The organism is Microcoleus sp. K5-D4 (assembly GCF_036704575.1).
Classification (GTDB): Bacteria; Cyanobacteriota; Cyanobacteriia; order Cyanobacteriales; family Microcoleaceae; genus Microcoleus.
In genome coordinates, this window is sequence record NZ_JAUBSD010000080.1 from 11,989 (window position 1) to 36,429 (window position 24,441).

Annotated in this window: 23 protein-coding genes; 13 read left to right on the forward strand and 10 right to left on the reverse strand. The window is 45.3% G+C overall.

From position 1 onward, the window contains the following. Positions 1–3 precede the first annotated feature (3 nt). Positions 4–969 carry an SGNH/GDSL hydrolase family protein gene (locus tag QUA77_RS21860; protein ID WP_333041996.1) on the forward strand — a complete coding sequence of 322 codons (966 nt, stop codon included), beginning with the start codon at positions 4–6 and terminating at the stop codon, positions 967–969. 97 nt (positions 970–1,066) lie between these two features. Here QUA77_RS21860 and QUA77_RS21865 read toward each other — a convergent pair whose 3' ends face one another. The 5 genes from QUA77_RS21865 to QUA77_RS21885 form a co-directional block, all read right to left on the reverse strand. After that, positions 1,067–2,686, reverse strand: coding sequence for a mucoidy inhibitor MuiA family protein (locus QUA77_RS21865; RefSeq protein WP_333041998.1), 1,620 nt, complete (start codon positions 2,684–2,686; stop codon positions 1,067–1,069). Between the two features lie 63 nt (positions 2,687–2,749). Continuing rightward, entirely contained in the window at positions 2,750–3,349 is a 600-nt protein-coding gene (locus QUA77_RS21870) for a Uma2 family endonuclease (protein WP_333041999.1), read from the reverse strand. Positions 3,350–3,462: 113 nt separating this feature from the next. Continuing rightward, the gene (locus tag QUA77_RS21875; protein WP_333042000.1) at positions 3,463–4,353 is read right to left on the reverse strand and encodes a methylenetetrahydrofolate reductase; all 891 of its coding nucleotides are present in this window, start codon (positions 4,351–4,353) and stop codon (positions 3,463–3,465) included. 131 nt (positions 4,354–4,484) lie between these two features. Further along, entirely contained in the window at positions 4,485–5,495 is a 1,011-nt protein-coding gene (gene trpS, locus QUA77_RS21880) for a tryptophan--tRNA ligase (protein WP_333042001.1), read from the reverse strand. Between the two features lie 148 nt (positions 5,496–5,643). Continuing rightward, positions 5,644–6,759, reverse strand: a complete 1,116-nt coding sequence (locus QUA77_RS21885; RefSeq protein WP_333042003.1) for an HlyD family efflux transporter periplasmic adaptor subunit — start codon at positions 6,757–6,759, stop codon at positions 5,644–5,646. A 334-nt stretch (positions 6,760–7,093) separates the two neighbouring features. Here QUA77_RS21885 and QUA77_RS21890 point away from each other — a divergent pair, with 334 nt between their 5' ends. From QUA77_RS21890 to QUA77_RS21900, 3 genes are all read left to right on the forward strand, one after another. After that, a complete protein-coding gene (locus tag QUA77_RS21890) occupies positions 7,094–7,321 on the forward strand; it encodes a secretion protein HlyD (RefSeq protein WP_333042005.1) in 228 nt (75 codons plus the stop codon). A gap of 169 nt (positions 7,322–7,490) precedes the next feature. After that, positions 7,491–7,673 carry a hypothetical protein gene (locus QUA77_RS21895; protein ID WP_333042006.1) on the forward strand — a complete coding sequence of 61 codons (183 nt, stop codon included), beginning with the start codon at positions 7,491–7,493 and terminating at the stop codon, positions 7,671–7,673. 135 nt (positions 7,674–7,808) lie between these two features. Continuing rightward, positions 7,809–10,019 carry a peptidase domain-containing ABC transporter gene (locus QUA77_RS21900; protein WP_333452476.1) on the forward strand — a complete coding sequence of 737 codons (2,211 nt, stop codon included), beginning with the start codon at positions 7,809–7,811 and terminating at the stop codon, positions 10,017–10,019. A 137-nt stretch (positions 10,020–10,156) separates the two neighbouring features. On the opposite strand, the gene QUA77_RS21905 is transcribed toward QUA77_RS21900, so the two are convergent. Next, positions 10,157–10,549, reverse strand: a complete 393-nt coding sequence (locus QUA77_RS21905; RefSeq protein ID WP_333048558.1) for a Fur family transcriptional regulator — start codon at positions 10,547–10,549, stop codon at positions 10,157–10,159. Between the two features lie 143 nt (positions 10,550–10,692). Between QUA77_RS21905 and purS the strand changes: the two genes are divergently transcribed. From purS to QUA77_RS21930, 5 genes are all read left to right on the forward strand, one after another. Beyond that, positions 10,693–10,977, forward strand: coding sequence for a phosphoribosylformylglycinamidine synthase subunit PurS (gene purS, locus QUA77_RS21910; RefSeq protein WP_333042010.1), 285 nt, complete (start codon positions 10,693–10,695; stop codon positions 10,975–10,977). A 281-nt stretch (positions 10,978–11,258) separates the two neighbouring features. Continuing rightward, positions 11,259–11,960, forward strand: a complete 702-nt coding sequence (purQ, locus tag QUA77_RS21915) for a phosphoribosylformylglycinamidine synthase subunit PurQ (protein WP_333067849.1) — start codon at positions 11,259–11,261, stop codon at positions 11,958–11,960. Positions 11,961–12,098: 138 nt separating this feature from the next. Continuing rightward, the gene (locus QUA77_RS21920) at positions 12,099–12,902 is read left to right on the forward strand and encodes a DUF4058 family protein (protein ID WP_333452478.1); all 804 of its coding nucleotides are present in this window, start codon (positions 12,099–12,101) and stop codon (positions 12,900–12,902) included. Between the two features lie 138 nt (positions 12,903–13,040). Then, entirely contained in the window at positions 13,041–15,086 is a 2,046-nt protein-coding gene (locus QUA77_RS21925) for an ATP-binding protein (protein WP_333452480.1), read from the forward strand. After that, the gene (locus QUA77_RS21930) at positions 15,079–17,286 is read left to right on the forward strand and encodes a hypothetical protein (protein ID WP_333452482.1); all 2,208 of its coding nucleotides are present in this window, start codon (positions 15,079–15,081) and stop codon (positions 17,284–17,286) included. The genes QUA77_RS21925 and QUA77_RS21930 overlap by 8 nt, the downstream gene beginning before the upstream one ends. 27 nt (positions 17,287–17,313) lie before the next feature. Here QUA77_RS21930 and QUA77_RS21935 read toward each other — a convergent pair whose 3' ends face one another. Both QUA77_RS21935 and QUA77_RS21940 read right to left on the reverse strand, forming a co-directional pair. Further along, a complete protein-coding gene (locus QUA77_RS21935; protein WP_333452483.1) occupies positions 17,314–17,622 on the reverse strand; it encodes a hypothetical protein in 309 nt (102 codons plus the stop codon). A gap of 263 nt (positions 17,623–17,885) precedes the next feature. Further along, positions 17,886–18,800 (reverse strand): M23 family metallopeptidase, encoded by a 915-nt coding sequence (locus QUA77_RS21940; RefSeq protein WP_333452485.1) that lies wholly within the window; start codon positions 18,798–18,800, stop codon positions 17,886–17,888. Positions 18,801–19,116: 316 nt separating this feature from the next. Between QUA77_RS21940 and QUA77_RS21945 the strand changes: the two genes are divergently transcribed. Continuing rightward, positions 19,117–20,337, forward strand: a complete 1,221-nt coding sequence (locus QUA77_RS21945; RefSeq protein WP_333452487.1) for an HhoA/HhoB/HtrA family serine endopeptidase — start codon at positions 19,117–19,119, stop codon at positions 20,335–20,337. Positions 20,338–20,642: 305 nt separating this feature from the next. Here the strand turns inward: QUA77_RS21945 and QUA77_RS21950 are convergent, their stop codons facing one another. Then, a complete protein-coding gene (locus tag QUA77_RS21950; protein WP_006635907.1) occupies positions 20,643–20,990 on the reverse strand; it encodes a DUF760 domain-containing protein in 348 nt (115 codons plus the stop codon). Positions 20,991–21,032: 42 nt separating this feature from the next. Then, positions 21,033–21,548, reverse strand: a complete 516-nt coding sequence (gene scpB, locus QUA77_RS21955) for an SMC-Scp complex subunit ScpB (protein WP_006635908.1) — start codon at positions 21,546–21,548, stop codon at positions 21,033–21,035. A 261-nt stretch (positions 21,549–21,809) separates the two neighbouring features. Here scpB and QUA77_RS21960 point away from each other — a divergent pair, with 261 nt between their 5' ends. From QUA77_RS21960 to QUA77_RS21970, 3 genes are all read left to right on the forward strand, one after another. Beyond that, positions 21,810–22,205, forward strand: coding sequence for a hypothetical protein (locus QUA77_RS21960; protein ID WP_333042867.1), 396 nt, complete (start codon positions 21,810–21,812; stop codon positions 22,203–22,205). Between the two features lie 230 nt (positions 22,206–22,435). After that, complete coding sequence (locus QUA77_RS21965; RefSeq protein WP_333042866.1) at positions 22,436–22,654, forward strand: hypothetical protein; 219 nt, start codon at positions 22,436–22,438, stop codon at positions 22,652–22,654. Positions 22,655–22,877: 223 nt separating this feature from the next. Beyond that, complete coding sequence (locus QUA77_RS21970; protein WP_333042864.1) at positions 22,878–23,720, forward strand: IS630 family transposase; 843 nt, start codon at positions 22,878–22,880, stop codon at positions 23,718–23,720. Positions 23,721–24,441 lie beyond the last annotated feature (721 nt).

Sequence of the window (24,441 nt, forward strand, 5' to 3'; positions counted from 1 at the left end):
TTTTTGAAAGCTAACTATTGGATTCCCGGTTATGCGATCGCATCTTTGAGTGCTATAGAACTTGCCTTGCGCTTGCTCGGATTCGGAAATCCTGCCTTGCTGCAAGCTGATGCTAATGCTGGCTATATATTTGCACCAAATCAACTTGTATATCGCTTTGGGAATAGAGTTGAGTACAATCAATTTTCTCAGCGTTCTGAACAAATCGATTCAGCAAAGCCTGAAGATACTCTCAGAATTTTGATGATAGGAGATTCGGTTCTAAACGGTAATAATACCACCGATCAGAAAGAAACTCTTCCAGAATTGTTTGAAGCGCGTTTGTTGGGCATAAAAAAGCAAGTTGAGGTGCTGAATGCTTCGGCAGGTTCTTGGGGAATTGGCAATCAATTGGGATATATTCGCAAGTTTGGCACTTTTGAAAGCGATGCTGTGATTTTGCAAATTGGTACTCACGATTTGCTACAACCTCCAAGTAGCAGCGCGGGGGTGGGAAATGACCCGCTGATGCCGAATCGCAAACCGTTATTGGCAATTCAAGAAGTGTTTCAAAGACACGTTATTCGCCAATTGTCAAGTGTTTTTGTATTGAATTCTCCTGCGGCGGGAGTGCCGGTGTCGGAATCACAACGGTTTATGGAAAATATGCAGCGATTTGAGCAAATAGTTGCTTTGGTGCGAGCTAAGAATATTCCGTTGTTTGTGTTGTATACTTGCGATCGAGCGGATTTACTGCCCGTACCGAATCAGCCGAAGTTTAAATCCGAGTTTGTCGATCGGCTAAAAGCTTTAAAAATTCCAATCATAGACACTCATGCAGCCTGGTCAAAATTGCCGAAAACGAGGGTAAAAAGTTATTTTCGGGATGGCGTACACCCCACAGCCCCAGCTTATGAATCAATAGCAGATTTAGTGTTTCAACAGTTGTGTATACAGAAAAAATTGGTGGCGTGTGGCGGGAAGAAATAAGCTGCTTTATAGCCGAAGGAAGAAGTCCGATGGAAGCCGCCAGAAGGAAGAGGTAATTCCTGAGAACTGGCACCTGACAACTGACAACGGGTTGGTATTAAATATCTAAACCCGTGACTGTTAAGTCGGGAGGATGTTCGACAACAAACTGGTAATATAACTCTTGCTTTGCTTGCGGGGGCAGAGACATTATCCATTCTAGCATTCCCATTTCACCTGCTACTATCTTCGGATTAGTGAGAGTCGATCGCACTTTAATTTGTTCATTGCGGCTGACTGGCAATTGTTCTTTTAGTGTCAGGTGTACCTGCACCTGATGCAAGTTTGTCACATTGAAGCGATAAGCGTAACTCGTGCGCCTCTGCTGACCGATCAGTTTTTTATCTACTTGTCTTTCCACTAATTCCCGCTGTATTTTTAACCGTTCATCTATTCCTAAATTAACTTTATATTCTTGCCCGGGGGAAACATTTTCTAACTGCACACGGCCGACAAAAGTGTTGTCGCGAAAGATATTTGCTTTACCGGGAAGCAGAGTTGCGCCTGTCAGCGGATTCACAACAACTGCTTGCAAATAGGCAAAACTGACTAATCGCGGAACGGCTATATATTCAGCCGTAAAGGGATAATTTTCGCTGAAAATCGTCACTTTGTGCGGTGTACCGTCGCTGGGAATCTTGGTAATTCCGCCTACTTGAAATGAGACTGTACCGCCTTCTCTGGATACTTGGGCTGTGGCTATTTGAGCTGCTATGGGCGCTCGTGTTATGGAGCGTGAACCGCCTGCAAAACCTTCAGATAATACCTCTTCTAGGTCTAAAAAATCATCCTCTGATGAACCCCTACCAAAAAATTGCTCGGGCTCGGTTTTATCGATATACCAAGGTTCTAGTTTTGGTGGGAGAGTTCCCATTCCGGGTTTTGCTGTAGATAAAGTCAGCGCTACTCCCGTCCAATCTTCGCCTGTATTTTGATTGACTTCGGCTAGGTAAGTGAGATTAATTTGGTTGTTGGTAGTGTTTACTCGCAAGTCGTAAAGGGGAGTCCAACGAGCTCGCGTGACTACATAGGAAACTTCTATTTCAAAATTGCCGCTGCCACTGGGTTCAATGGCAACAATGATGTTAAAACTTTGCTGCGAATGGGGAGTTTGTACTTGCCCCAACTGCTGCTGCAAAGCTTTTATTTGCTTGTCTATTTCGCGCTGCTGTTTTTCGTGTTGGGCGATCGCACTTACATATTTTAGGTAATTAGTTCCTAAAAAATTGAGCAATTCGCTAGTTTCGTTTAAACCTACCTGCTGTTTGGCGATGCTGCTAGAAAAGAAACCGACGCTTTTTTCGCTCAAACCTTCCACAAATTGGAGCTGAATTTTTCGGGCGGTTATTTTGTCGTTAATTCCCCGTCTTTGGGTTTGTAACTCCTTAATTTGTTGGGTTAATTCGGCAGTGCGATCGCCCACTGGTTCGCTGCTAAACACTCTTTCGCTTCGCACTCCCAAAAGTCGCACAGCAACTGTACCCACACCCGTAGCCCTGACTGACTCTGTGTCGAGGGTTGCAGGAACAGAGGCGATCGCCAATTCTCGCTCGTTTCCCGTCAGAGATACCGTACCGCGCCGCGTCACCAAAGCGCGATCGGTATAAACTGTAACTTCTGATATGCTAGTATTTAGTGTTTTAATGGTATCAGAATTAAGTATTTCTGAGTCAGTCATTGCCAATGGCTCCTATTTAATAACCGTTTAGTCGATCGAGCTATTTCAAAAATAGTTTATTGGTCAATTTTCCCGATCGCCCATTCCTCTAGAAAATTCCTCAAGCGCATCCAAAGGCGAAGCAAATAAAATGCAGCGTTTCAGCAAAGATAAGTCTAACTCTGGCAGCATTTCGCTGCTAGTAATGCGATCGTAACCTTCCTCTCGCAGATGGTAAAGCTCTAGAGTGCCATCTTCCCAAAACCTGACTTCCGGGACTCCCATCAGTCGGTATTTCTGAAGTTTAATCGGACTACCGCTAGTGATAACAATCTCAATACATAAATCTGGCACATCTTTAATAGTTCCGAAACAATAAGACAAATCTGCCTGATACTCGACTTGCTCTTCGACAATCTGACTGTAAGTACCGCTGGGAAAAAATACAATTATTCTTTGCAGAAAATACTGTCCCATTAGCAAGCCCATCAAACACCTAATCGCTTCATGCAACCTTCCAGTACCCACAATTTCTAAAACTCCCTCACAATAAAATAAGCGTACATTCGGCACGTCTTCAAAACCAGCTTGAATTGCCTTGAATTGATGCCATGTCACACCGCGCCAAGTGAAACGTTGTTCGATTGCGGGAGAAGTGGTTGGATTGTCTACAGTTTGAAGCATGATTGTTTTATTGATGTTCAAAATGGTAGCGCGGGAGTGGGCTGGTTTATGAGTTTACGAAATCGTTAGTTTTAGGAATTGATAATTGGTAAAACCCACCCCTACGTTTAATTTTAGCTCAGTGGCTCGATTCCTGCCAAATCCAAAATTTGAGGAATTAAATCTTCTCGTTTGACAGCCATCATGTGAACTCCTTGACAAATCTGCCGCGCTAGTTTGACTTGTTCTGCAGCAATTTTTATGCCTTCCTGCAAGGGTTCGGGAGCTTTTGCTAAACGATCGATAGTCTCTTGTGGGATGTGAACTCCCGGCACGTATTTTTGAATAAATTCAGCATTTTTAGCTGATTTAAACAAAAATATTCCTGCTAAGACTGGCTTGTTGCAGCCCGCTGCAACGTGGTGCATAAACTTATCCAAAACTTCAAAATCTGTAATTAATTGACTCTGAAAAAACTGTGCTCCAGCCTCTACTTTTTTCTCGAATCGACTTTGCAAACCAGACCAACTGGGGCATTGCGGATCGACTGCTGCACCTACAAATAAATCAGTAACTCCGTCGGTTAAAGGTTTGTCATTCCAGTCTTGACCACCGTTCATTTTTTGAATAACTTGCAATAGCCGAACTGATTCCAAATCGAATACACTTTTTGCTTTAGGATGGTCGCCGGCTTTGACGGGATCGCCTGTAAGTGCTAGTACATTGCGAATGCCTAAAGCGTGGGCTCCCATGAGATCCGCTTGCAGGCCAATTAGATTGCGATCGCGACAAGCAACTTGACAAATTGGCTCAATTCCGTGCTGCACTAAAATCGCCGAAACTGCTAGGGGGCACATTCGCAAAACTGCGCGACTTCCGTCTGTGATATTAATTGCATGAACTCTGTTTTTGAGGCGTTCAGCCATTTGAATTGTGTGAGTTATGTCGCCACCTTTTGGTGGGGCAACTTCGGCGGTAATTATAAATTCTCCGGGGGTGGTGCAGGCTGTGCGAAAACGGTTCATGATTATTTGTCTGTTATTGGTTATTTGTTATTTGACGGTTGACTATTGTAAGTGGGCAGTTGTCAGTGGGCAGTTGGCAGTTGTCATTTTTAACAACTAACCAAGAACAACTAACAACTAACAACTAACAACTAAACAGGTAAAGAATAACCGAAAGCTGTCTTCACCTTAGTTAGAGTTTGATTAGCAATAGCTTCTGCTTGTTCTCTTCCGCGACGTAGTACAGACTCTAAATATCCGGGATCGTCCATTATTTCCTTGTATTTATCCTGAATTGGTTTGAGGGCATTAATTGTCGTCTCTGTCAGCAAGGGTTTAAAATCTCCCCAACCCATGTTTTCACACTCTGTTGCTACTTCTTCCTTAGATTTGCCGGAAAGCAGGAGATAAAGTGTCAGCAAATTTCTAGCTTCGGGGCGATCGGGGTCGTCAAAAGTCAAACCCCGCACGGCATCTGTTTTACAGCGCTTGATTTTTTTGGCGATCGTATCTGGCGAATCCAATAAATTAATTCGACTTTGTTCGGAAGGGTCAGATTTAGACATTTTGCGCGTGCCATCTGTCAAACTCATTACCCTCGCACCGTCAGTCCGAATTAAGGGCTCGGGAAGTTTCAAGACTGGCTTTTCGGGTGTGCCGAATTGGTGATTTAATCTGATGACAATATCGCGGGTGAGTTCCAAATGCTGTTTTTGGTCTTCTCCCACTGGCACTTTGTCGGCATCGTAAAGCAAAATATCGGCTGCCATCAACACGGGATAATTTAGCAAGCCTGCATTGACATTTTCACCTTGTTTAATTGCTTTTTCTTTAAACTGAATCATATCTTCGAGCCAGTTAATCGGCGTAATACAGTTGAGCAGCCATGCTAGTTCTGTGTGCGCCGAGACGTGGGATTGCACGAAAATAGTAGAATATTCTAAATCGATGCCGCAAGCTAAATAGAGTGCGGCGATCGTGTAAGTGTCGGAGGCTAGAGTTGCTGGATTGTGCGGTGCGGTAATTGCGTGCAAATCGACTACGCAGAAGTAATTTTCGTACTGACTTTGACCTTCTACCCAGTTGCGAATTGCACCGAGATAATTACCGAGGTGAAGATTGCCTGTTGGCTGAACTCCTGAAAGAACGCGCTGTTTGCCCATGAGGAAAGAATAGAATTAAACTCACAGTTCTATATTGACACGTTATTTCAATTTCAGATCCTCTAATTTTCTGGCGGTTGACTGTTGACGGTTGACTGCTGACGGTTGACTGTTGACTGTTGACAACTAACAACTGACAACTGACTAATTACCAATCTGTCAGCAACCTTGCTTTGCGTAAAACAAATATCAGAACAGTTTCTTCGCCCGTAATAATATCGGCTCTGCCTTCCATTCCCGATTGAATCGAATACTGGCGGGGGACATTAGCCTGGGAGTTTCCGAAGAATTGGCCGTTGGCGGATTTGAGTTTTGTTAAATAAGTTTGTTCGGGCTTAATTGCCACTTCGTAATAAGCTGTACCTAAATTATTAGTGGGATTTTGAGTGGCGATCGCATCTGGGGCGATTTCGCTGACAGTTCCTTTTAATGTGCCGTAATCGGGAAAAGGCAAAGCCGAAATCCTGATCTGTACGGGTTGGCCGATTTGGATGCGGGCGATATCTTGGGATGTCACCTTGGCTTTGACTACCAGGGGTACGTCGCTGGGGACGATTTGGGCGATCGCGCTGCCGGCTTGTACGGTTTGACCAGTATTTCGTACTTCCAGTCTGAGAATTGTACCATCTGTGGGCGTGCGGATCACGCTATTTTCGAGTTTTAACTCAATTTGATTGAGTTCTTTTTTAGCTTGAATTAATTGTTGTTGAATGGAGGCTTGCTTGACGAGCAAAACCCGCCGACTTCTGCCCAGTCTCTCGGCGACATCGGGCAGCGATGTGGCGAATTTTACTAAAGCGGATTCGATTAATTCCTGTTGGGCGGAACTTTCACTTTGGATGCTTTTAAATTGGGCGCTGGCCAAAATTTGATTTTCTAAGTCGCGCAGTTGCTGGTTGATTTGCTGTGCTGCTGGTTGAGACTGATTAATTATTTCTTGTAACTGTTTTTTTTGATCGCTTAAACGCGAAGCGTCTATAACTGCGATCGCATCTCCTTCTTTTACTGTCTGATTCTCGCTGACAGCAATGCTTTCGACGGTTCCTTCTGTGGCTGCTTGCACGACGCGCACTTCTCCGGCTGGACGGACGATCGCGTCTGCTTTGACTGTAGCGCTGTATTTGGTGACGCTAGCGAGGGCGATCGCCCCGCCAAAGGTCGCCACCATCAAAATGCCACCCAAAGTCGTCCAGCGGCTGACAGGGGGCAAAAACTGGTCGTTATCAAAGGTTTCAGCGGGTGTGGCTTCGGGAGTGAGAGACATGGCGGCAAGGGGGAGAGGGGAATAGTTTGGAGTTTGGAGTTTTGAGTTAGGGGGAGGGAGAGATCGCTGATTTGTTTTGTCACTTTTACGATCAGCTTTCCGGAAACCAAGCATAGGTTTAGAAGTCTAAATCAAAATTCACAGGGTAAAGGTAAAAATCCGCACAGCTTTGCCGTTCCCACCCACAAACTTCGCCAAATATCAAGACGAGTGAAGCCAGCGGGCTACAGCCAGGAAAATATGGGATTTTTGCCATAACTTTTGGCGCTGTTACCGGGTTTTTACTGTATGCGTAGGTAGTAAGTAAGTACATAGGTATTAATAGGAGTTATTTATGTCAGAAAATCCACAAAATTCACTCTTCATCGAAGTAACCGATGGAGAATCTGCTACTGTCAACGGTGGCAATATTACCAGCGGTGTTAGCGGTGCTAAAAGCAACAGCGAGACGGATAACAGCAGCCGCGAGGGTCTTACTATGCTGTTTTTCCTGCCGCAGCCTAGCCAGCTTTATCTGTACGATCCGAGCCGCGATCGCCCTTACCCAACCCTAGTGGTTTAGATAGCTGAGTCAAGTTGTGCGATAAAGTAAATTTTGAAAATTTATCCGTAGTATTCCGGATGTCGTACAGGACTACAAGAAGTATTACTCAGTATTTACACGAGAATCTAGAAATTAAATAATATTTCTAGTTTCCCTTCAATTTTATTAAGTTAAACGGAGTCTAATCATGAAAGAAACAAAGGACAATTCACTGTTTGCTGAACTCACCCCTGAAGAATCAGCTAGCGTCAACGGCGGTCACTATTATGTCAATCGAGACAATTGTCACCGGCAGCGGCGCAGTTGGGTCGTGTACCGCCGGAATTGCGACGGTTCATACAGAAGAGTAGTCCGCTACGCCTACTACTAAAGTTTAGTGCTAGTCAATTCAGATCTATAACTGTGGAATCGAGAAAGCACCCATAACTTTATGGGTGCTTTTTGCTGATTGGGTAGTTGGTGATGAGTAATCTTCTTTATGCTCTACCATTATTCATTTTGCAAAATGTTAAAGAACATCCCTTTGATCGGCAAAATGCCATTATTCGGACAAGTTAACAGGTTTAAGAAATATCAGGTTGTTCTCCAGCAGAGCGAAGAAGATTGCGGGGCGGCTTGTTTGGCTTCGATCGCGAAATTTTACGGACAAAATTTTACTATTAGCCGCTTGCGAGAATGTGCCGGCACCGGCCAAAAAGGGACGACTCTGCTGGGCTTGAAACAAGGTGCTGAGGCGATCGGCTTTAATGCTCGATCCGTGCGAGCCGCGGCTGCTATTTTAGACCAAATTGAGGAAGCGCCTTTACCGGCAATTATTCACTGGAGCGGTTATCACTGGGTTGTTTTGTACGGAAAGCAGGGCGACAAATATGCGATCGGCGATCCGGCCGTCGGTATGCGCTATGTTTCCAAAGAAGAATTAGCTGCAGGTTGGACAGATTGGCTGTGCTTGCTAGTAGAACCCGATGCTGAGCGGTTTTTTGCGGCCGCAGAGGGCCAACCGCCCGCCAATTCCTTACAAAAATGGATGCGCCGGATTGGGATTTATCGCCCGATTTTAATGGAAGCATTTTTGCTGAATGTGGTGTTGGGTTTGCTGTCGATTTCTTCGCCTTTTCTCGTTCAACTGCTCACTGACGACATCCTGGTGCGGGGCGACAGACAACTCCTGGCGAGTGTGGCGATCGCAGTTATAGTTATGAACCTTTTTAGCAGCAGTTTAGGATTGGTAGAGTCGAACTTAATTGCTCAGTTTTCCCAGCGTTTAGAATTGGGATTGGTGATGGAATTTGCGCGCAAATTCCTGCGATTGCCTTTGAGCTTTTACGAAACCAGACGCAGTGGCGAAATCGTCAGTAGATTACAAGATATCCAAGAAATAAATAAATTAGTTTCTCAGGTCGCTATCAGCTTGCCAAGTCAATTTTTTATAGCTGTAGTTTCTTTTATTTTTATGTTATTTTACAGCAAGGAACTGACGTTAGCAGCTACAGCTATAGCTCTGTTAATGACTGCCTCTACAGTGGTATTTCTGCCCGTATTGCAGCAAAAAACGCGCAGTTTATTTGTGCTGGAAGCAGAAACTCAAGGCGTTTTAGTAGAAACTTTTAAAGGCGCGCTGACGGTCAAAACTACTACCAGCGGTCAGCAACTTTGGGAAGAATTTCAAACCCGCTTTGGTCGCTTAGCAAAGCTCACTTTCCGCACTACACAAATTGGCATTCTCAACAATATATTTTCTGGTTTTGTTGCCTCTGCTGGCAGCATTACTCTGCTGTGGATTGGTAGCGGTTTGGTGATTGACAAGGTATTGAGTATAGGTCAGTTGCTAGCGTTTATTAGTATGAATCAAAACGTTACTACTTGGGTGAATTCGCTAGTAGGATTTACTGATGAAATGACTCGCGTGCAGACAGCTACTCAACGGCTGTCGGAAGTTATCGATGCTGAACCGGAAACTAAAGACGATACGAATAAACCTTTTGTAACTATTCAAGACCGCGACGGTATTGTTTGCAAGGGTGTTAATTTTCACTACCCCGGCAGACTTGACTTGCTGGAAAATTTTTCCGTTACGTTTCCCGGCGGTCAAGCAATTGCTTTAATCGGTCACTCCGGCTGCGGAAAAAGTACGCTAGCAAAAGTAATTGCTGGTCTGTACCCGCTGCAATCTGGTAATATTAGAATTGGCGGCTACAACTTGCAGGATTTGTCTCTCGACAGTCTCAGACAGCAGGTAGTATTGGTTCCTCAAGAAGCGCATTTTTGGAGCCGTTCGATTCTCGAAAATTTTCGTTTGGGCAGTCCAGATATCAGCTTTGAACAGATTGTGAAAGTCTGCAAAATTGCGGGCGCGGATGAATTTATCAGCCAATTGCCTGATAAATATCAAACTGTTTTAGGGGAGTTTGGAGCGAATATTTCTGGCGGACAAAGACAGAGATTGGCGATCGCCCGCGCCATTCTCAACAACCCACCCGTATTGATTCTAGACGAATCTACCGCAGGGCTTGACCCCGCAAGCGAAGCGGACGTTTTAGAACAATTGTTGATGTACCGACACGGGAAAACGACGATTTTTATCAGTCACAGGCCGCGAGTGATCGATCGCGCCGATTGGATTATCATGTTAGAACGCGGCCGATTGAAACTGCAAGGCTCGGCTGCAAAATTGCGATCGATTCCAGGAGACCATTTAGAGTTTTTGCATCCTTGAGCGAGTTAATAAAACGACAGGTTGAAATCTGTTGCTACACAAACAAAACCCGCCTGCGCGGTTCGACACCGAGTCAACAGTCAACTATCATTTCTGAGTGCAACCGGAATTGAGATCACTCATGACTAATAACTTCTCTAAGATTCTTGAGCCAAAGTACATCGATCGCACAATCCGAAAAACTCCAAAGTGTGATAATAAATCTTGAAAGAATGAGATTGTTGTAGTTGGCTTTCTAAGTGGTGGACGGGACATTCGTCGATCGTAATGGAGGTGCCGCATTCCAGACAAGTTAGGTGGTGTTGGTCTTGGTGGGCGGCACCGTATAGAGACTCGCCACTAGCGAGAGTTCTGACGTGAACGAACCCCTCTCGCTTTAAACCGTCGAGGGAGCGGTAAACGGTTGCTAGGCCCATGCTGTGGTCGCTGTTACGCAGTTCTAAGTAGATATCTTGCGCTGAGAGCGATCGATTCAAGTGCTTGAGCAAGTGTAAAATACGCTCCTGACTGCGGGTGTGGTTGGTTCTCATAATTTTTTTCTCGAATCTGCTGGAATCACATCTGTCCCTATTTCTAGGCTATCTTACTTGGGCGAACCAAATGGCGATCGGCGCGCAGCTCGGTTGTAGAATACAATGGGGCTAACTTTCACATCACCTACCGCAACATTCCCGTGACTCAGAAATATCTTGCCCAAATCTATGTTACCCTCCGCCCTTCTGTTTTAGATCCCGCCGGCACTGCCGTACAGTCTGGCTTGCAACACATGGGATACGACAATGTTGAGCGCGTGCGTATTGGGAAATACGTTGAATTGACGCTGACTGCTGCTGGTGAGTCGGAGGCCCGCGAACAACTCGATCGCGTTTGCGACCAACTTTTGGCCAATCCAGTGATTGAAAATTATCGCTTTGATTTGACTGAAATTCCTGTTGCTGTGGAGACAGCGGCGGCATAAATGCGATCGTCCCTAGGGTCTTTTTAAACCCGGAGATCCCCCCTAACCCCCCTTAATAAGGGGGGGACAAGAGTGTTCACAGTCTCTATTAAACACGCGGGAACTCGGAACACTCAAAGTCCCCCTTCTTAAGGGGGATTTAGGGGGATCGAGACTTCGATACAAGGGAGAAAAACATAATATTTTAGTCTTATGTTGACACCTCTTCCTTCTTCCTGACATCCGTTACATCCGTTACATAATCCGTTGCCGAACTTCCTTCTTCCTTCTTCCTTCAGCTTATGAAATTTGGAGTTATTGTTTTTCCAGGCTCAAATTGCGATCGCGATGTGGTGTGGGTGACTCAAGGGTTACTCCACCAACCAACTCGCATGATTTGGCACGAAGATACCGATATTTCGGATATCGATATCATTGTAATTCCCGGCGGTTTCAGTTACGGAGATTATTTGCGGTGCGGCGCGATCGCCCGTTTTTCTCCGGCGATGCGGGCTACTGCGGAACACGCGAAAAAAGGAAAGCTTGTATTAGGTATCTGCAACGGTTTTCAGGTGTTGACTGAAGCTGGTTTGTTACCCGGTGCTCTGGTGCGGAATGCGGGATTGAATTTTATTTGCGATCGCGCTTCTTTGAAAGTCGAGCGCGGTAATACTCGTTGGACTGCCGCTTATACTACGGGTGAAATCATCGATTTGCCGATCGCCCACGGCGAAGGAAACTATTATGCTGATGCGGATACTTTAGCCGAGTTAGAAGAGCACAAGCAAGTCCTGTTTCGCTACTGTACTCCGGCGGGCAAAATTAGCGATGCTGGCAATCCCAACGGTTCGTTAAATAATATTGCCGGTATTTGCAACCGCCAAGGCAATGTATTAGGAATGATGCCGCATCCTGAACGGGCATCCGATCCGATGTTGGGCGAAACTGATGGGGTGAAATTGTTTCAAGGGTTGTTGATGGCCAGTGTTGCTGCTGTTTTGTAGTTGATATTTACGACATTGTTCTAGATAACGTAGGGTGCGTCACTCTTGTAGGGACACTCGAAAATCTCGCAGCGACGCACCCTACAAAATTAAAAATGCTAAAATGATTTGAAAGTCAATACATCGGAGAACAGTCCTATGCCTTCACCTTTTCCTGGAATGGACCCCTACTTAGAACACCCCGATTTCTGGCAGGAAACTCACAATAGATTGATTATCGCGATCGCTGATACCATCATGCCTCAAATTCGCCCTAAATATGAGGTTGCAATCGACAAACGCATCTATGAAATTACCGATCCAAATGACACTAACAGCGACTCCCTTTTAGTAGGTATCCCCGATGTCGCGATTAAGCGTCAATCTAATAACCCGAATATTCCTACAGGTTCAGTTGCCACTGTAAGTATAACACTTCCGACTACCGTTAAAGTGCCTGCTCCTGAAAAAATTAAACAGACTTACTTGGAAGTGCGAGAAATGGCAACGAAACAAGTTGTCACCGCCATTGAAATTCTTTCTCCTGTCAACAAACGTAGTGGAGAAGGAAGAATTACTTATCTCAAAAAACGCCAGAGTATTTTAGGTAGCTTAACCAATTTAGTCGAAATCGATTTACTACGAAAATGGGAATCTATGCCCATTCTTAATAATTCTATTCAAAGCGATTATCGAATTTTAGTCAGTCCCAGTAATCGCCGTCCGTTTGCCGAACTTTATGCTTTTAATCTCCGCGATTCTTTACCTATATTTCCGCTTCCCTTGCGTGAGGAAGATGTAGAACCTATTGTTAATTTACCAGAAATATTTGCAGGTATTTACGATCGCGCTGGCTATGATTATCGGATCGACTATAATCGAGAACCCGTACCGTCTCTATCGGAAGAAGATCGGGTTTGGGCTACCCAAATTTTGCAAGAAAAAGAACTTCGAGATAATTAATTATATTTTACTTTATATCCTAGGGTTAGTCGCGTTCGACAATCTCTAAATCCACTTGAAAATTTCGCAGCGACGGACTAAACGGCAGCCGGCAAGATATAATTACTACCAACTATTTAAAAGAGGAATATTTATTTTATGCCGCTAATGGACTTAGCTAATTTTAAAACTAGGGTAATTGGATGCAGTGCGGTGATGGCTATTGGACAAGTTATTTCAAATGCGATCGCCAATCCGGGAACTCAAGCAGCAGCGGGTATTATCGGCGGCCCGATCGCAGTTGGGGGAGTTTCGATTTTGGCGGCGATTGCTGGTGGTATAGCGGGGAATATCGCGGCTAATGACCTCGGAAATCGGATGACGGAACGGTTGAGCAAAAATGCGAAGATTCTCGATAATCACGATTTGATTAAGGCGGCGGGTGAGGCGATCGGCTATATTTTGAGAGAGGTTGCGAAGTCCGATCGCCTAATTGCGATCGCCGAAACCAAAAATTTGCCTTATCCAGAAACAGCACTCTGTCAATTAGCCGAGAAAACTCCTGAATACTGGCTGGATATTAACACGAATACAGCCGATTTGTCAAGGGGTTTAAATATTTCAGAAGACCAGTTAACCAAGATTTTTTCTGCCGATGCCGAGGAGTTCGATCGAGTTACCGGATTGACAACGGCAGATTGGGCAACTTTCCTCAACGAATTCGCCGCCAGCGAGGGCAAATCCTTCGATGCGGAAATTGTGGAATTCGTCGCGGACAAACTGTACGCAAGTTTCCCGAAAGCCTACCGCGAAGTGCTGAAACTGGATGCGGCGAAGGGAGGAGAAAAGTTTGCGACGATGCTGTTGAATCTGCACCAAATTGCTTTGGCAGAACTGAGAGATTTGGGGCTGCAAAATGGGGAAATTCTGCAAAAGTTGGAGGCCGTGGCAACTGGGCAGCAGATTTGTCAAGTGATGGGGAAATTGTCAGCCATAGAAATTGGCATCCGCGACGATTTGGCGCAAATTAAAACATCACTCGAACGATTTGTTGATACTTCCGCGCCCAGATTGCCGCTTCCCTACGAGTGCGAAACGATTATTCAAGACCGGACTCAAGACTTTACTGACCGAAGATTTGTGTTTGAAGCAATTATCGAATTCTTGCAGAAAAATCCCAAAGGCTATTTTGTTTTAAAAGCAGAGCCGGGTGTCGGGAAAAGTTCAATTATGGCGAAGTTAGTGCTGCTGATGAAGCGGCGCTGTGTTGTCCATTTTAACTCGCAATCTCAAGGCACTGTTAAGGCAAAGCAATTTCTTGAAAATGCCTGCACTCAGTTAATTCAAGCCTTTAAACTGGATTACCCAAAATTGCCAGAAAATGCGACTACAGATGGCAATTTTCTCAGTCGGTTATTGGGGGAAGTCAGTCCTAAATTGGGCGGAAAAAAGTTAGTTGTTGTTGTGGATGCCCTCGATGAAGTCGATATGAGCGATCAGGGGCGTGGCAGCAATGTCCTCTATTTGCCTGATGCTTTGCCGGATAATGTTTATTTTATTGTGTCGAAGCGGCCGGAAACTCTGCCTTTGCCAAATCATCAGGTTTTTGATTTGATGCAGTACAGTGCAGAAAGTTTGGCGGATGTCAAGCTTTATATTGACAAACGCACCAGCAACAGCGCATCAATTCAGAATTGGATTAACCGTCAAAATTTGCAGCGAGAACAGTTTGTGGCGGCGGTGGCGGAAAAAAGCCAGAATAATTTTATGTACCTGCGCCATGTGCTGAATGATATCGATAGCGGCAAGTACAGCGATGTGGCTTTGCAAGATTTGCCGAGGGAGTTAGAAGGATATTATGAGAAGCATTGGGCGCGGATGGAAATGGCGGTTAGAGATAGGGAATTGCGCCGCCGGAAGTTGAAGCTGATTTATTTTTTGACCAAAACTCGTAAGCCGGTTTCCTGCGATATTTTGGCGGATTTGGCTGACGAAGATGCCTTGGATGTGCAGGAAGTTCTCGATGATTGGGAACAGTTTCTGCGCCGTAGCGGTGATAGTCCTCCCGATTACAGTATCTATCACGCGAGTTTCCAAAGATTTCTCAATCGCAAAGATGTGGTGCAGAGAGCTGGGGTTTCGCTGCGGGATATTGAAACGGCAATTTCTGATAATTTGTGGGAGGATTTGTACGGCGATGAGTAAGTTTAAACAACGGTTGGGGAAAATGTCGCCGGAAAAGCGGCTTTATGCTTTGGAAACTCTGCCGGGGCATTTGGCGGAGAGTGTTCAAGGGGAACGGCTGCATCAGTTGTTGACGGATTTTGATTTTATTGAGGCGAAGTTGGATGCGGTGGGGGCTCAAGCGTTAATTGAGGATTACGATCTGGCGAGAATTTCTGATGTGTTGTTGTCGGAGGGGCAAGCGGGAACGCTGAAGTTGATTCAAGGGGCTATTCGCAAGTCGGCACCCATTTTGGAAAGGGATAAAACGCAACTGGCTGGGCAATTGTTGGGGAGGTTGCTAGATTTTGAAATGCCTGAAATTGAGGGGATGCTGGAACAAGCCAAGCAGTGGAAAGATAGTCTTTGGCTGCGGCCTTTGAGGGCTAATTTAGAGCGGCCAGGAGAAGGATGTTTGCGAACACTCACCGGTCATACTGAGTCGGTATGGGCAGTGGCGATCGCACCAGACGGTAAAACAGCGATTTCGGCTTCATGGGATAACACCCTGAAAATCTGGGACACGGAGACAGGCACAGAACTATTAACCCTCACGGGTCATACTAGCTCGGTAAATGCTGTGGCGATCGCACCAGACGGAAAAACAGCGATTTCGGCTTCAGACGATAACACTCTGAAAATCTGGGACACGGAGACAGGCACAGAACTATTAACCCTCACGGGTCATACTAACTCGGTATATGCACTCGCGATCGCACCAGACGGAAAAACAGCGATTTCGGATTCAGACGATAACACCCTGAAAATCTGGGACACGGAGACAGGCACAGAACTATTAACCCTCACGGGTCATACTAGCTCGGTAATTGCTGTGGCGATCGCACCAGACGGAAAAACAGCGATTTCTGCTTCAAAGGATAACACCCTGAAAATCTGGGACACCGAGACAGGTACCGAACTATTAAGCCTCACGGGTCATACTAGGGCGGTACTAGCAGTGGCGATCGCACCAGACGGAAAAACAGCGATTTCTGCTTCAAAGGATAACACCCTGAAAATCTGGGACACGGAGACAGGCACCGAACTTAGAACACTCACCGGTCATACTAACTCGGTAAGAGCAGTAGCGATCGCACCAGACGGCAAAACCGCGATCGCATCCGAGGAGAAAACCCTGAAAATCTGGGACACCGAGACAGGCCGGGAACTGAAAACTCTCACGGGTCATAGTTGGCGGGTAAATGCAGTGGCGATCGCACCAGACGGAAAAACAGCGATTTCCGCTTCCGGGGATACAACCCTGAAAATCTGGGATACCGAGACAGGCTCTGAACTGAAAACTCTCACGGGTCATAGTGACCGGGTAACAGCAGTGGCGATCTCACCAGACGGTAAAACAGCGATTTCCGCATCCGAGGATAATACCCTGAAAATCTGGGACACCGAGACAGGCACCGAACTATTAACCCTCACCGGTCATAGTTACGGGGTAAGTGCAGTGGCGATCGCACCAGACGGCAAAACCGCGATTTCCGCATCCGAGGATAATACCCTGAAAATCTGGGACACCGAGACAGGCACCGAACTATTAACCCTCACGGGTCATACTAGGGCGGTAAGAGGAGTGGCGATCGCACCAAACGGCAAAACAGCGATTTCCGCTTCACGGGATAAGACCCTGAAAATCTGGGACACCGAGACAGGTACGGAAGTTAGAACCCTCACCCGTCATACTAGCTTGGTAAGAGGAGTGGCGATCGCACCAGACGGTAAAACAGCGATTTCCGCTTCAGTGGATAAAACCCTGAAAATCTGGGACACCGAGACAGGCTCTGAACTCAAAACTCTCACGGGTCATAGTTCCTCGGTAAATGCAGTGGCGATCGCACCAGACGGTAAAACAGCGATTTCCGCTTCCCATGATAATACCCTGAAAATCTGGGACACCGAGACAGGCTCTGAACTGAAAACTCTCACGGGTCATAGTCACTGGGTATATGCAGTGGCGATCGCACGTGACGGTAAAACAGCGATTTCCGCATCCGAGGATAGAACCCTGAAAATCTGGGATTTGCTCACAGGTAAAGAGGTTGCTAGTTTCAGCGGAGAAGCTGCGTTTGATTGCTGTGCTTTTGCGCCTGATGGAGTGACAGTTGTAGCGGGCGATGCGTCGGGCAGGGTGCATTTCCTGCGATTGGAGGGAGTTAGCGGCGGGCGATAATCGGATTTTTGGGTCGATTCGGGCGATCTAATTTGAAATCCTCGGCGGTTGAAATTCCGGGGGTTGGAAACCGCGTCTACACAAACGATGTCCGCCTACGCGGACGAAGAGGGTATTTGGAGATTGAAAATCATCGGGTGAAATCTTCAACCCGCTTTCGTCGGGTTTTGTTTGTGTAGCAGCGGTTTCAACCGCCGGGTTTTTTGTGGATGGGCGATCGGGTTTTTTGTTGATCGGGCGATCGAATTTGAGAGAAATGTGCGATCGGGTTTTTTTGTTGATTGGGGCGATCGAATTTGAGAGAAATGTGCGATCGGGCAATAAGTTGTTAACCAATAAGTGATTAATAGGAACCAGATTAGTGAGATCGTTACTTGTTTCTGAAATTCTATCAGGTTCAAAAACATTGTGAGTAAAATCAACGGGTTTTCCATCATTTGTTTTTGTAAATAAGTCTGGTCAAATGTTGGTAACATATTTTTTGGGATAGGCAAGCGTGTAACAATTCTGCTGCCTATCTTTCTTTACCACCACACAGCTCAATCCTTACCCCGTCTGGATTTGGGGAGGGTTGTCACCCCTTAATAACACTAAAAATCCTATTTTTTAACAGTAACTTGCAAATAAAGTAGCGGGTCTTCAGCAACCCAACCCAAACCCGAATTGTAGCGAACTTCAAAATGCAAATGAGATGGCGGAATGTCCCGTTTTCCTGTCATCCCGACAGTTCCCAAAACTTCTCCAGACTGCACTTTTTGACCGACTTTTACCGCAATATCTTTCAAATGAGCGTAGCGCGTTTGCTTCCCCGCTTGATGGTTCACCACCACTAAATTCCCGTAATCCCCCTGCGGCCCGGCAAAGGCGACAGTCCCCTCGCCCGCCGCCAAAACCTGCGTACCCTCCGACGCCAAAAAATCTACGCCGCTGTGGAAAAAAAATTCGCGCCGCGCCGGATGCAATTGCCGCCCGTAACGCAAAGCTTCCACTGCAGGGGCGGGCAGCGGAAATCCTTGCACCGATGGCGTTGCATCGGGATTGATAGAAGGCCCGATCGACCTATTCACCGCAGGCACAAACACCGTTTTCCCCAAAGGCCTGCACCCATTCGCCTCAAATAGCAAATCTGCGGGCACTTTGTAAGCTTCTGCCAGTTTTTGCCAATTCCAGCCCGCAGGCACTTCTACCTCGATGCCACTGTACGGAGGAATGACGATCGCACTTCCAGCAGATACTCCACCGCCCCGCAACGTCGGATTTATCCCGATCAGCGCCGCAGGAATCACATTGTACTGCCGCGCGATGCTTTCTATGGTTTCGCCCTGGGCCACAGTATGGCGGCGCAACCGAGACCTAGCCGGACTCGGGCAATCGCGGGCAGGGTCAGGGTTTTCTACAGGTATACCTGAAGGAAGATTTGCAGGTGGGATCTCGGTATTTGCCGCCGTTTTCCCAACGGGTGCGATCGACCAAATTAGTGCAGAAATCACCGGAAATAAGCGTTTAAACCTCATTATCTACAGAAAAAAGTATTCATTTGGGACAGTTGACAATTTTAAAATCCTGTGAAGCTTGATATTTACAACCTCTAGCCATCCCCCAGACTGTAAATCCCAGCCTAAGCCAAGTTAGGATGAGAATTATTAGTTTGAGTCGCTCTTGGCAAATCCGGCAAAATTGCCTGTGATGCCCGTCAGCGCCAGCCAGTTAACAGCTATGTTCTTGAGGAAGCGGTACGCCCCGCCCCGCTTCCTTCCCGTCACCAAGACAAAAACGCTTGTTGATTCCGAACGTGTCTGCGGGGATGAGGTATCTAGCGGGAGTTATTAAATGAGTTTATCTTTTAAGCAAACGACCCTTTATGTGACTTTGCTCTCAATCGGCGGAGGTATGGGATGGTTGGGAAATCGCTATCTGCAAGGCTCAAACAATCTGGAAACCGGATTGGTTTTGCCAGTAGTACGCCAGCAAATCCCCCCCTATCCCTCTCCTCCTGTTCTGGAAAATCGGGCGGTCGATCGCAGCAACCCCAATTTTATTGCTGAAGCAGCCGAAAAAGTCGGCCCGGCTGTAGTGCGGATTGACGCATCAAGTAAGGTGGCGAATCAAGTACCCGAAGCATTCAAAAATCCTTTGTTTCGTCGGTTTTTTGGGGAAAATTTGCCGCAGCCGGAAGAACGAACCAAGAGAGGTACGGGTTCCGGGTTTATTCTCACTTCTGACGGCCGCATCGTTACTAATGCTCACGTTGTCTCGGGGACGGATACTGTCAAGGTGACGCTCAAAGACGGCCGCGAGTTTGAGGGTAAGGTGCAGGGAGTAGATCCGCTGACGGATGTCGCTGTGGTTAAGATTAATGCTAAGGAACTGCCGCAGGTGGCTTTGGGTCGATCGGACAATATTGTACCGGGACAGTGGGCGATCGCGATCGGCAATCCTTTAGGTCTCGACAATACCGTGACTGTGGGCATTATCAGCGCTACGGGTCGATCGAGTTCCCAAGTTGGCATCCCAGACAAGCGAGTTCGCTTTATCCAAACCGACGCCGCCATCAACCCCGGCAATTCTGGTGGCCCCCTGCTCAATGACCAAGGCGAAGTAATTGGCATCAATACCGCTATCCGCGCCGACGCTCAGGGCTTGGGATTTGCAATTCCGATCGAAACCGCCAAACGAGTTTCCGATCAGTTATTCGCCAAAGGTAAAGCCGAACATCCCTATCTCGGCATTCAAATGGTCAGCTTAACTGCCGCCACCAAGGCAGAACTCAACAAACAGCTCGATAATAATAAAATTACCCTCGATCAAGGCGTAGCCGTGGCGCGAGTCGTGGAAAATTCCCCCGCTCAAAAAGCCGACTTGCGCCCCGGAGATGTCATTCTAAAAGTTGACGGAATTGCGGTTAACACTCCCGGTGACGTGCAAGAACGGGTGGAAAACACTGCTGTGGGCAAAGAACTCGAACTGGAAATTAACCGTGTGGGTCAAGTTCAGAATATAAAAGTACGTCCGGGTGCTTTTCCCCTATCGGGTAGCTCCGCCGGTGGGTAATACCATTTGAGATTTTCGATTACAGAATTGGGAATGACTTAGGGGATAAGGATTTGGAGCTTACCTACAGTTGCTTTCTTTTGGGAAAAGCCTATTAGTTGCAAACGGTGGAGGATGAAAGATAAATCTGATGCTTTATAGTCCTGGACGTAGCAACCGGGTTTTTTCACCAAAATCCTTGGTGTAGGGCGAGGGATACCCGGTTAACAGCCCGGTTTCTTAATTCCCTGTGCCTCCATGATTCAGGATTATGGATTTTTCTGAACAACTTTCATCTTTCGGGCTTCCCCAACCCGTTGATCTTTTTACTTGTCTTTGGGCGAGTTTGGTTGAATCGAGCTGGTGCTTGCTAAATTTTCTTCTAGGTGCATCCTCTGCTCCATTTGCCTCAAAAAATAGCCTGTCATCATCGCTGAAGCTAGCAAACCTGCTAAGTTTTCGCGGTCAGTGGTAATTTCGACGTTAAAATTTTCTGAAGGCAAAACGCCGACCAGTCCTTGAACGTTATGAGAGATAATTTCTCTGATGTCGGGGCTGACGGACTTGGCGACGCGGGCTAGAACCTCCGGGGATTGGTGTTGGAGGTACTTCAGCAGTGGATTGACTGCGGTTTGTTGAGCATTGGATGTGTCAAAGTCAGGGTGAAAAACCATTTGGCGATTCTTAATTTCTGGCTGGTTACATTCTACTTCAAACTACTCGTCATTGCTTGGGTACAAATTTGCCTGAAAGTCAATTTGCAATTGTTTTGGGAGTTGGTCTACTTGAAAGTACCTATGAAATTTCTCGGTAACTTGTAACCAATACGACCGCCCCTCAGCCGGCCGCCGTTTGCGGACGAAACCCATTTCTACAAGTTCCTGCACTTGTTGGTAAGCTCCTGAACCTCGCAAGTTAACTAAATCTGGCTGAGCGATGCCGCCTTTGAGGGCGATCGCAGCCAGCGTCCGCAAAGCTCCCACACCTAATTCTGGAGGTATTAAAGTTTGCATTAAACTGGCAAACTCTTCTCTGAGTTGCAGGCTGTATCCCGTGGGGGTTTCGACGACTTCTAATGCACTGTCGCGGTGGGACGAGTCAGACATGAGTTCGATGATGGCGTCTTCGGCTTCGGCTCGATCGCACTTGGCAATCTCGGCAATTTCTGCGATCGACACTGGCTGACCTTTTAGGTAAAGTATGGCTTCTATTGTGGTGGCTAAGCGAGTCATTTGGGAATTAGTAACGAGGAATTGGGACGTTGAAAGAAAGAGGAAGAAGCAAGGAAGAAGAAGGACTCAGGAAAACAACAGTTATCCGTATTTCCGTAACTTCCGTGTCGTGAATAATGAGAGTTAGGAATAAACATTCCCCTTACACAAATTATTAATAGTGTAGGTTAGGTTGAGAAACAAAACCTACACTATTAATTTTATTTTTTTATATAAGTTCGAGACGCAGAAATATATAACGTTTCTGGCTCTCCTGAGCTTATGGTAAAATATATCAACCAATACAGAGGACGGGATTATGACCGATTTTTGGAAAAAAAAGATGGGGTGAGTCTTGTCAAGAAGCCCCATCATTTAAAAATGTTACCTCAATCAGACCAAATTTGTTTCCAACAGCAGCTCAAAAACGCTGAATACTTGACTCTGACTATTTTAGTTTTTCTGCTCCCAACCCATAAACAAGTGAGTATTGAGTTATTGGCGAAATTGATGCCATCCCCTATCATGTTTGAGAGCCGCCGACGTTCTATTCAACGATTTCTTAAGGTACCTATCCTCAAGATTGAAAAGCTTTGGTTTCTTCTGCTTAAATATATCTGGAGAACTCAATTTAAAAATAAACAAGAGTTGAAGGTCGCGATTGATAAAACGCAGTGACCAGATAAAAATCTGTTGATGATTAGCCTGATTGGGGACAAGAGAGCTTTACCATTGTACTGGCAGATATTGCCTTTGCTGTGGGTGTAGCAACCTCCGAGAACAACAAAGCTTAATCTGCCCCATTCTTGGTCTGCTAAAAATTTATAAAATTGTCCTTTTAGGAGACGCCTGAATTTCCGAGCGTTAAGCTTGCAAGTGGGCTGTGTGAAAAGAACATAAGGTTTGTTTTGAGAGTAAAACAGGGACGCTATATTCAAGAAGAAGGAGAGGAATTTAAGCGGTTAAGTGAGTGTGGTTTAGTACCAGGTACGAGCTTTTATTTGACCGGAGTTAAAATCAGCAGCAAGTATTGGGATGTTTTGATGTCGCTGGTTATAGGCAACGAAAATATTGAAATAGTGGCGAAGATGAAGGCTGGTATTTACTCACCAATATCGGCAAATTGAAACTAGCTGTAACAGCGTTTAAATGTCGCAGTCGTATCGAAGCAATGTTTAAGGACTGTCAAACAGTCTGCTATAATCTTCAAAAAAGTTACCCTTGTGACGACCGCCTAAAAACTTTAATATAAAACTTTAATATTCTTAATAGCTTTAGCTTATATAGCAATCCTAAATCATTATCATGATTATGGTACAATTATATGCAATACTTAATTATGACAAAAAAATGAATAACTTACAACTTTCACAAAAAGATATGGAAAAAGAAATAGCCCAATTAGAATTTTTCATTAAAAGTAATATCGATGCAAGAGAACTAAAACGAGCAATAGCTGTAAGGATGGCGCTCTCAGGTAATATCTACCATGAAATCAGCAATATTTTAGGTGTAAGTAATTTTTTTATTGGTGATTGGAAAAAACAATTTACAACCCAAGGCATCGCCGGAATCAAACTAGGACATAAAGGGTCAAAAGGCTATTTAACAGCTCGACAAAATACTGAAGTGAGCGAGTGGTTAAAGAATAAAGAAAATTGTAATTTAGATGAGCTAGTTACTTATTTAGATCAAGAATTTGGTGTGATATATAAATCAAAACAGAGTTACTATGAACTTTTCAACCGGGCAAAAATTAGTTGGAAAAAAACTCAAAAAACCAATCCTAAATTTGATAAAGAACTGGTAAAAAAAAAGACAGAAGAAATTAACGATATTTTATTTAAAAACAAGGCTGGTATAGAATCGGGGGAAATAATAGTATTGTTTTTAGATGAATGTCATCTACTTCATGGTGATCTAACTGGTTATGTTTGGGGTCAATCTAAAATCAGAATTGAAGTCCCAATTACCAATGAAAAAGATAGACAAACTTATTTTGGCGCACTCAATTATCAAAGCAAAGAATTCCATGTTCAGAGCCATCCATCAGGTGATGGAAAATCAACAGTTAAATTCATAAAACACTTACAGAAGAAATATAAAAATCGCAAGATTATCTTGATTTGGGATGGAGCTAGTTATCATAAATATGGAGAATTTAGAGACTTTTTATTAGACACTCAATGGTGACAAAAAACCTGATGATTGGTCAATTACTTGTATTTTATTTGCTCCCAATCCTCCCCAACAGAATCCCGTTGAAGATATTTGGTTACAAGCTAAAAACTTTTTAAGAAAGTATTGGTATTTATGTAGGTCTTTTAAGATTGTCAAATTTTTGTTTGAGTTTTTTACTAAGGAACATAAATTTGATTTCCCCAAAATACGTCAATATACTTACACAGAGAAAATCATTTAGGATTGCTAGAGTTGTAGGATTTTACAAAGACACAAGCTCAAGCTTATGGGAATTCAGAAATACATCGGTCGCCTTACTGATGCGATGCGAGCGCAACAACGTCATAGTAGCTTTTGGATTGGATGATACAGCCAATCGTGGGCGGAGCGAAGCGGAGGGAGCTTGGCCATGCAACTATTGGGGAATTGATGAAAATTAGACGCAATCAGCTCCTCTTCTCTCAGAGAGGTTTGAGGGCTATGTCATTAATTTTATCCAGCTTTTGACTTTTCTTGTCACTGCGTCAGGAGGTTTTATTTAAAAGTAGTTGGAAGGATTGAAATATTGTCTATCTGCAACCTGGGCGTTTAACAACCGAGTTCAGGATGGAAGCGGATTGGTGCAACTGCGTCTTTCTAGAGACCCCAAAAAAATAAGGGTAAAAAACGCTGAAGACTGCAGAGAATTAAGTCATCAATCACCATGTAGAAAGAGAGGTCAAGCCCTCGGTCT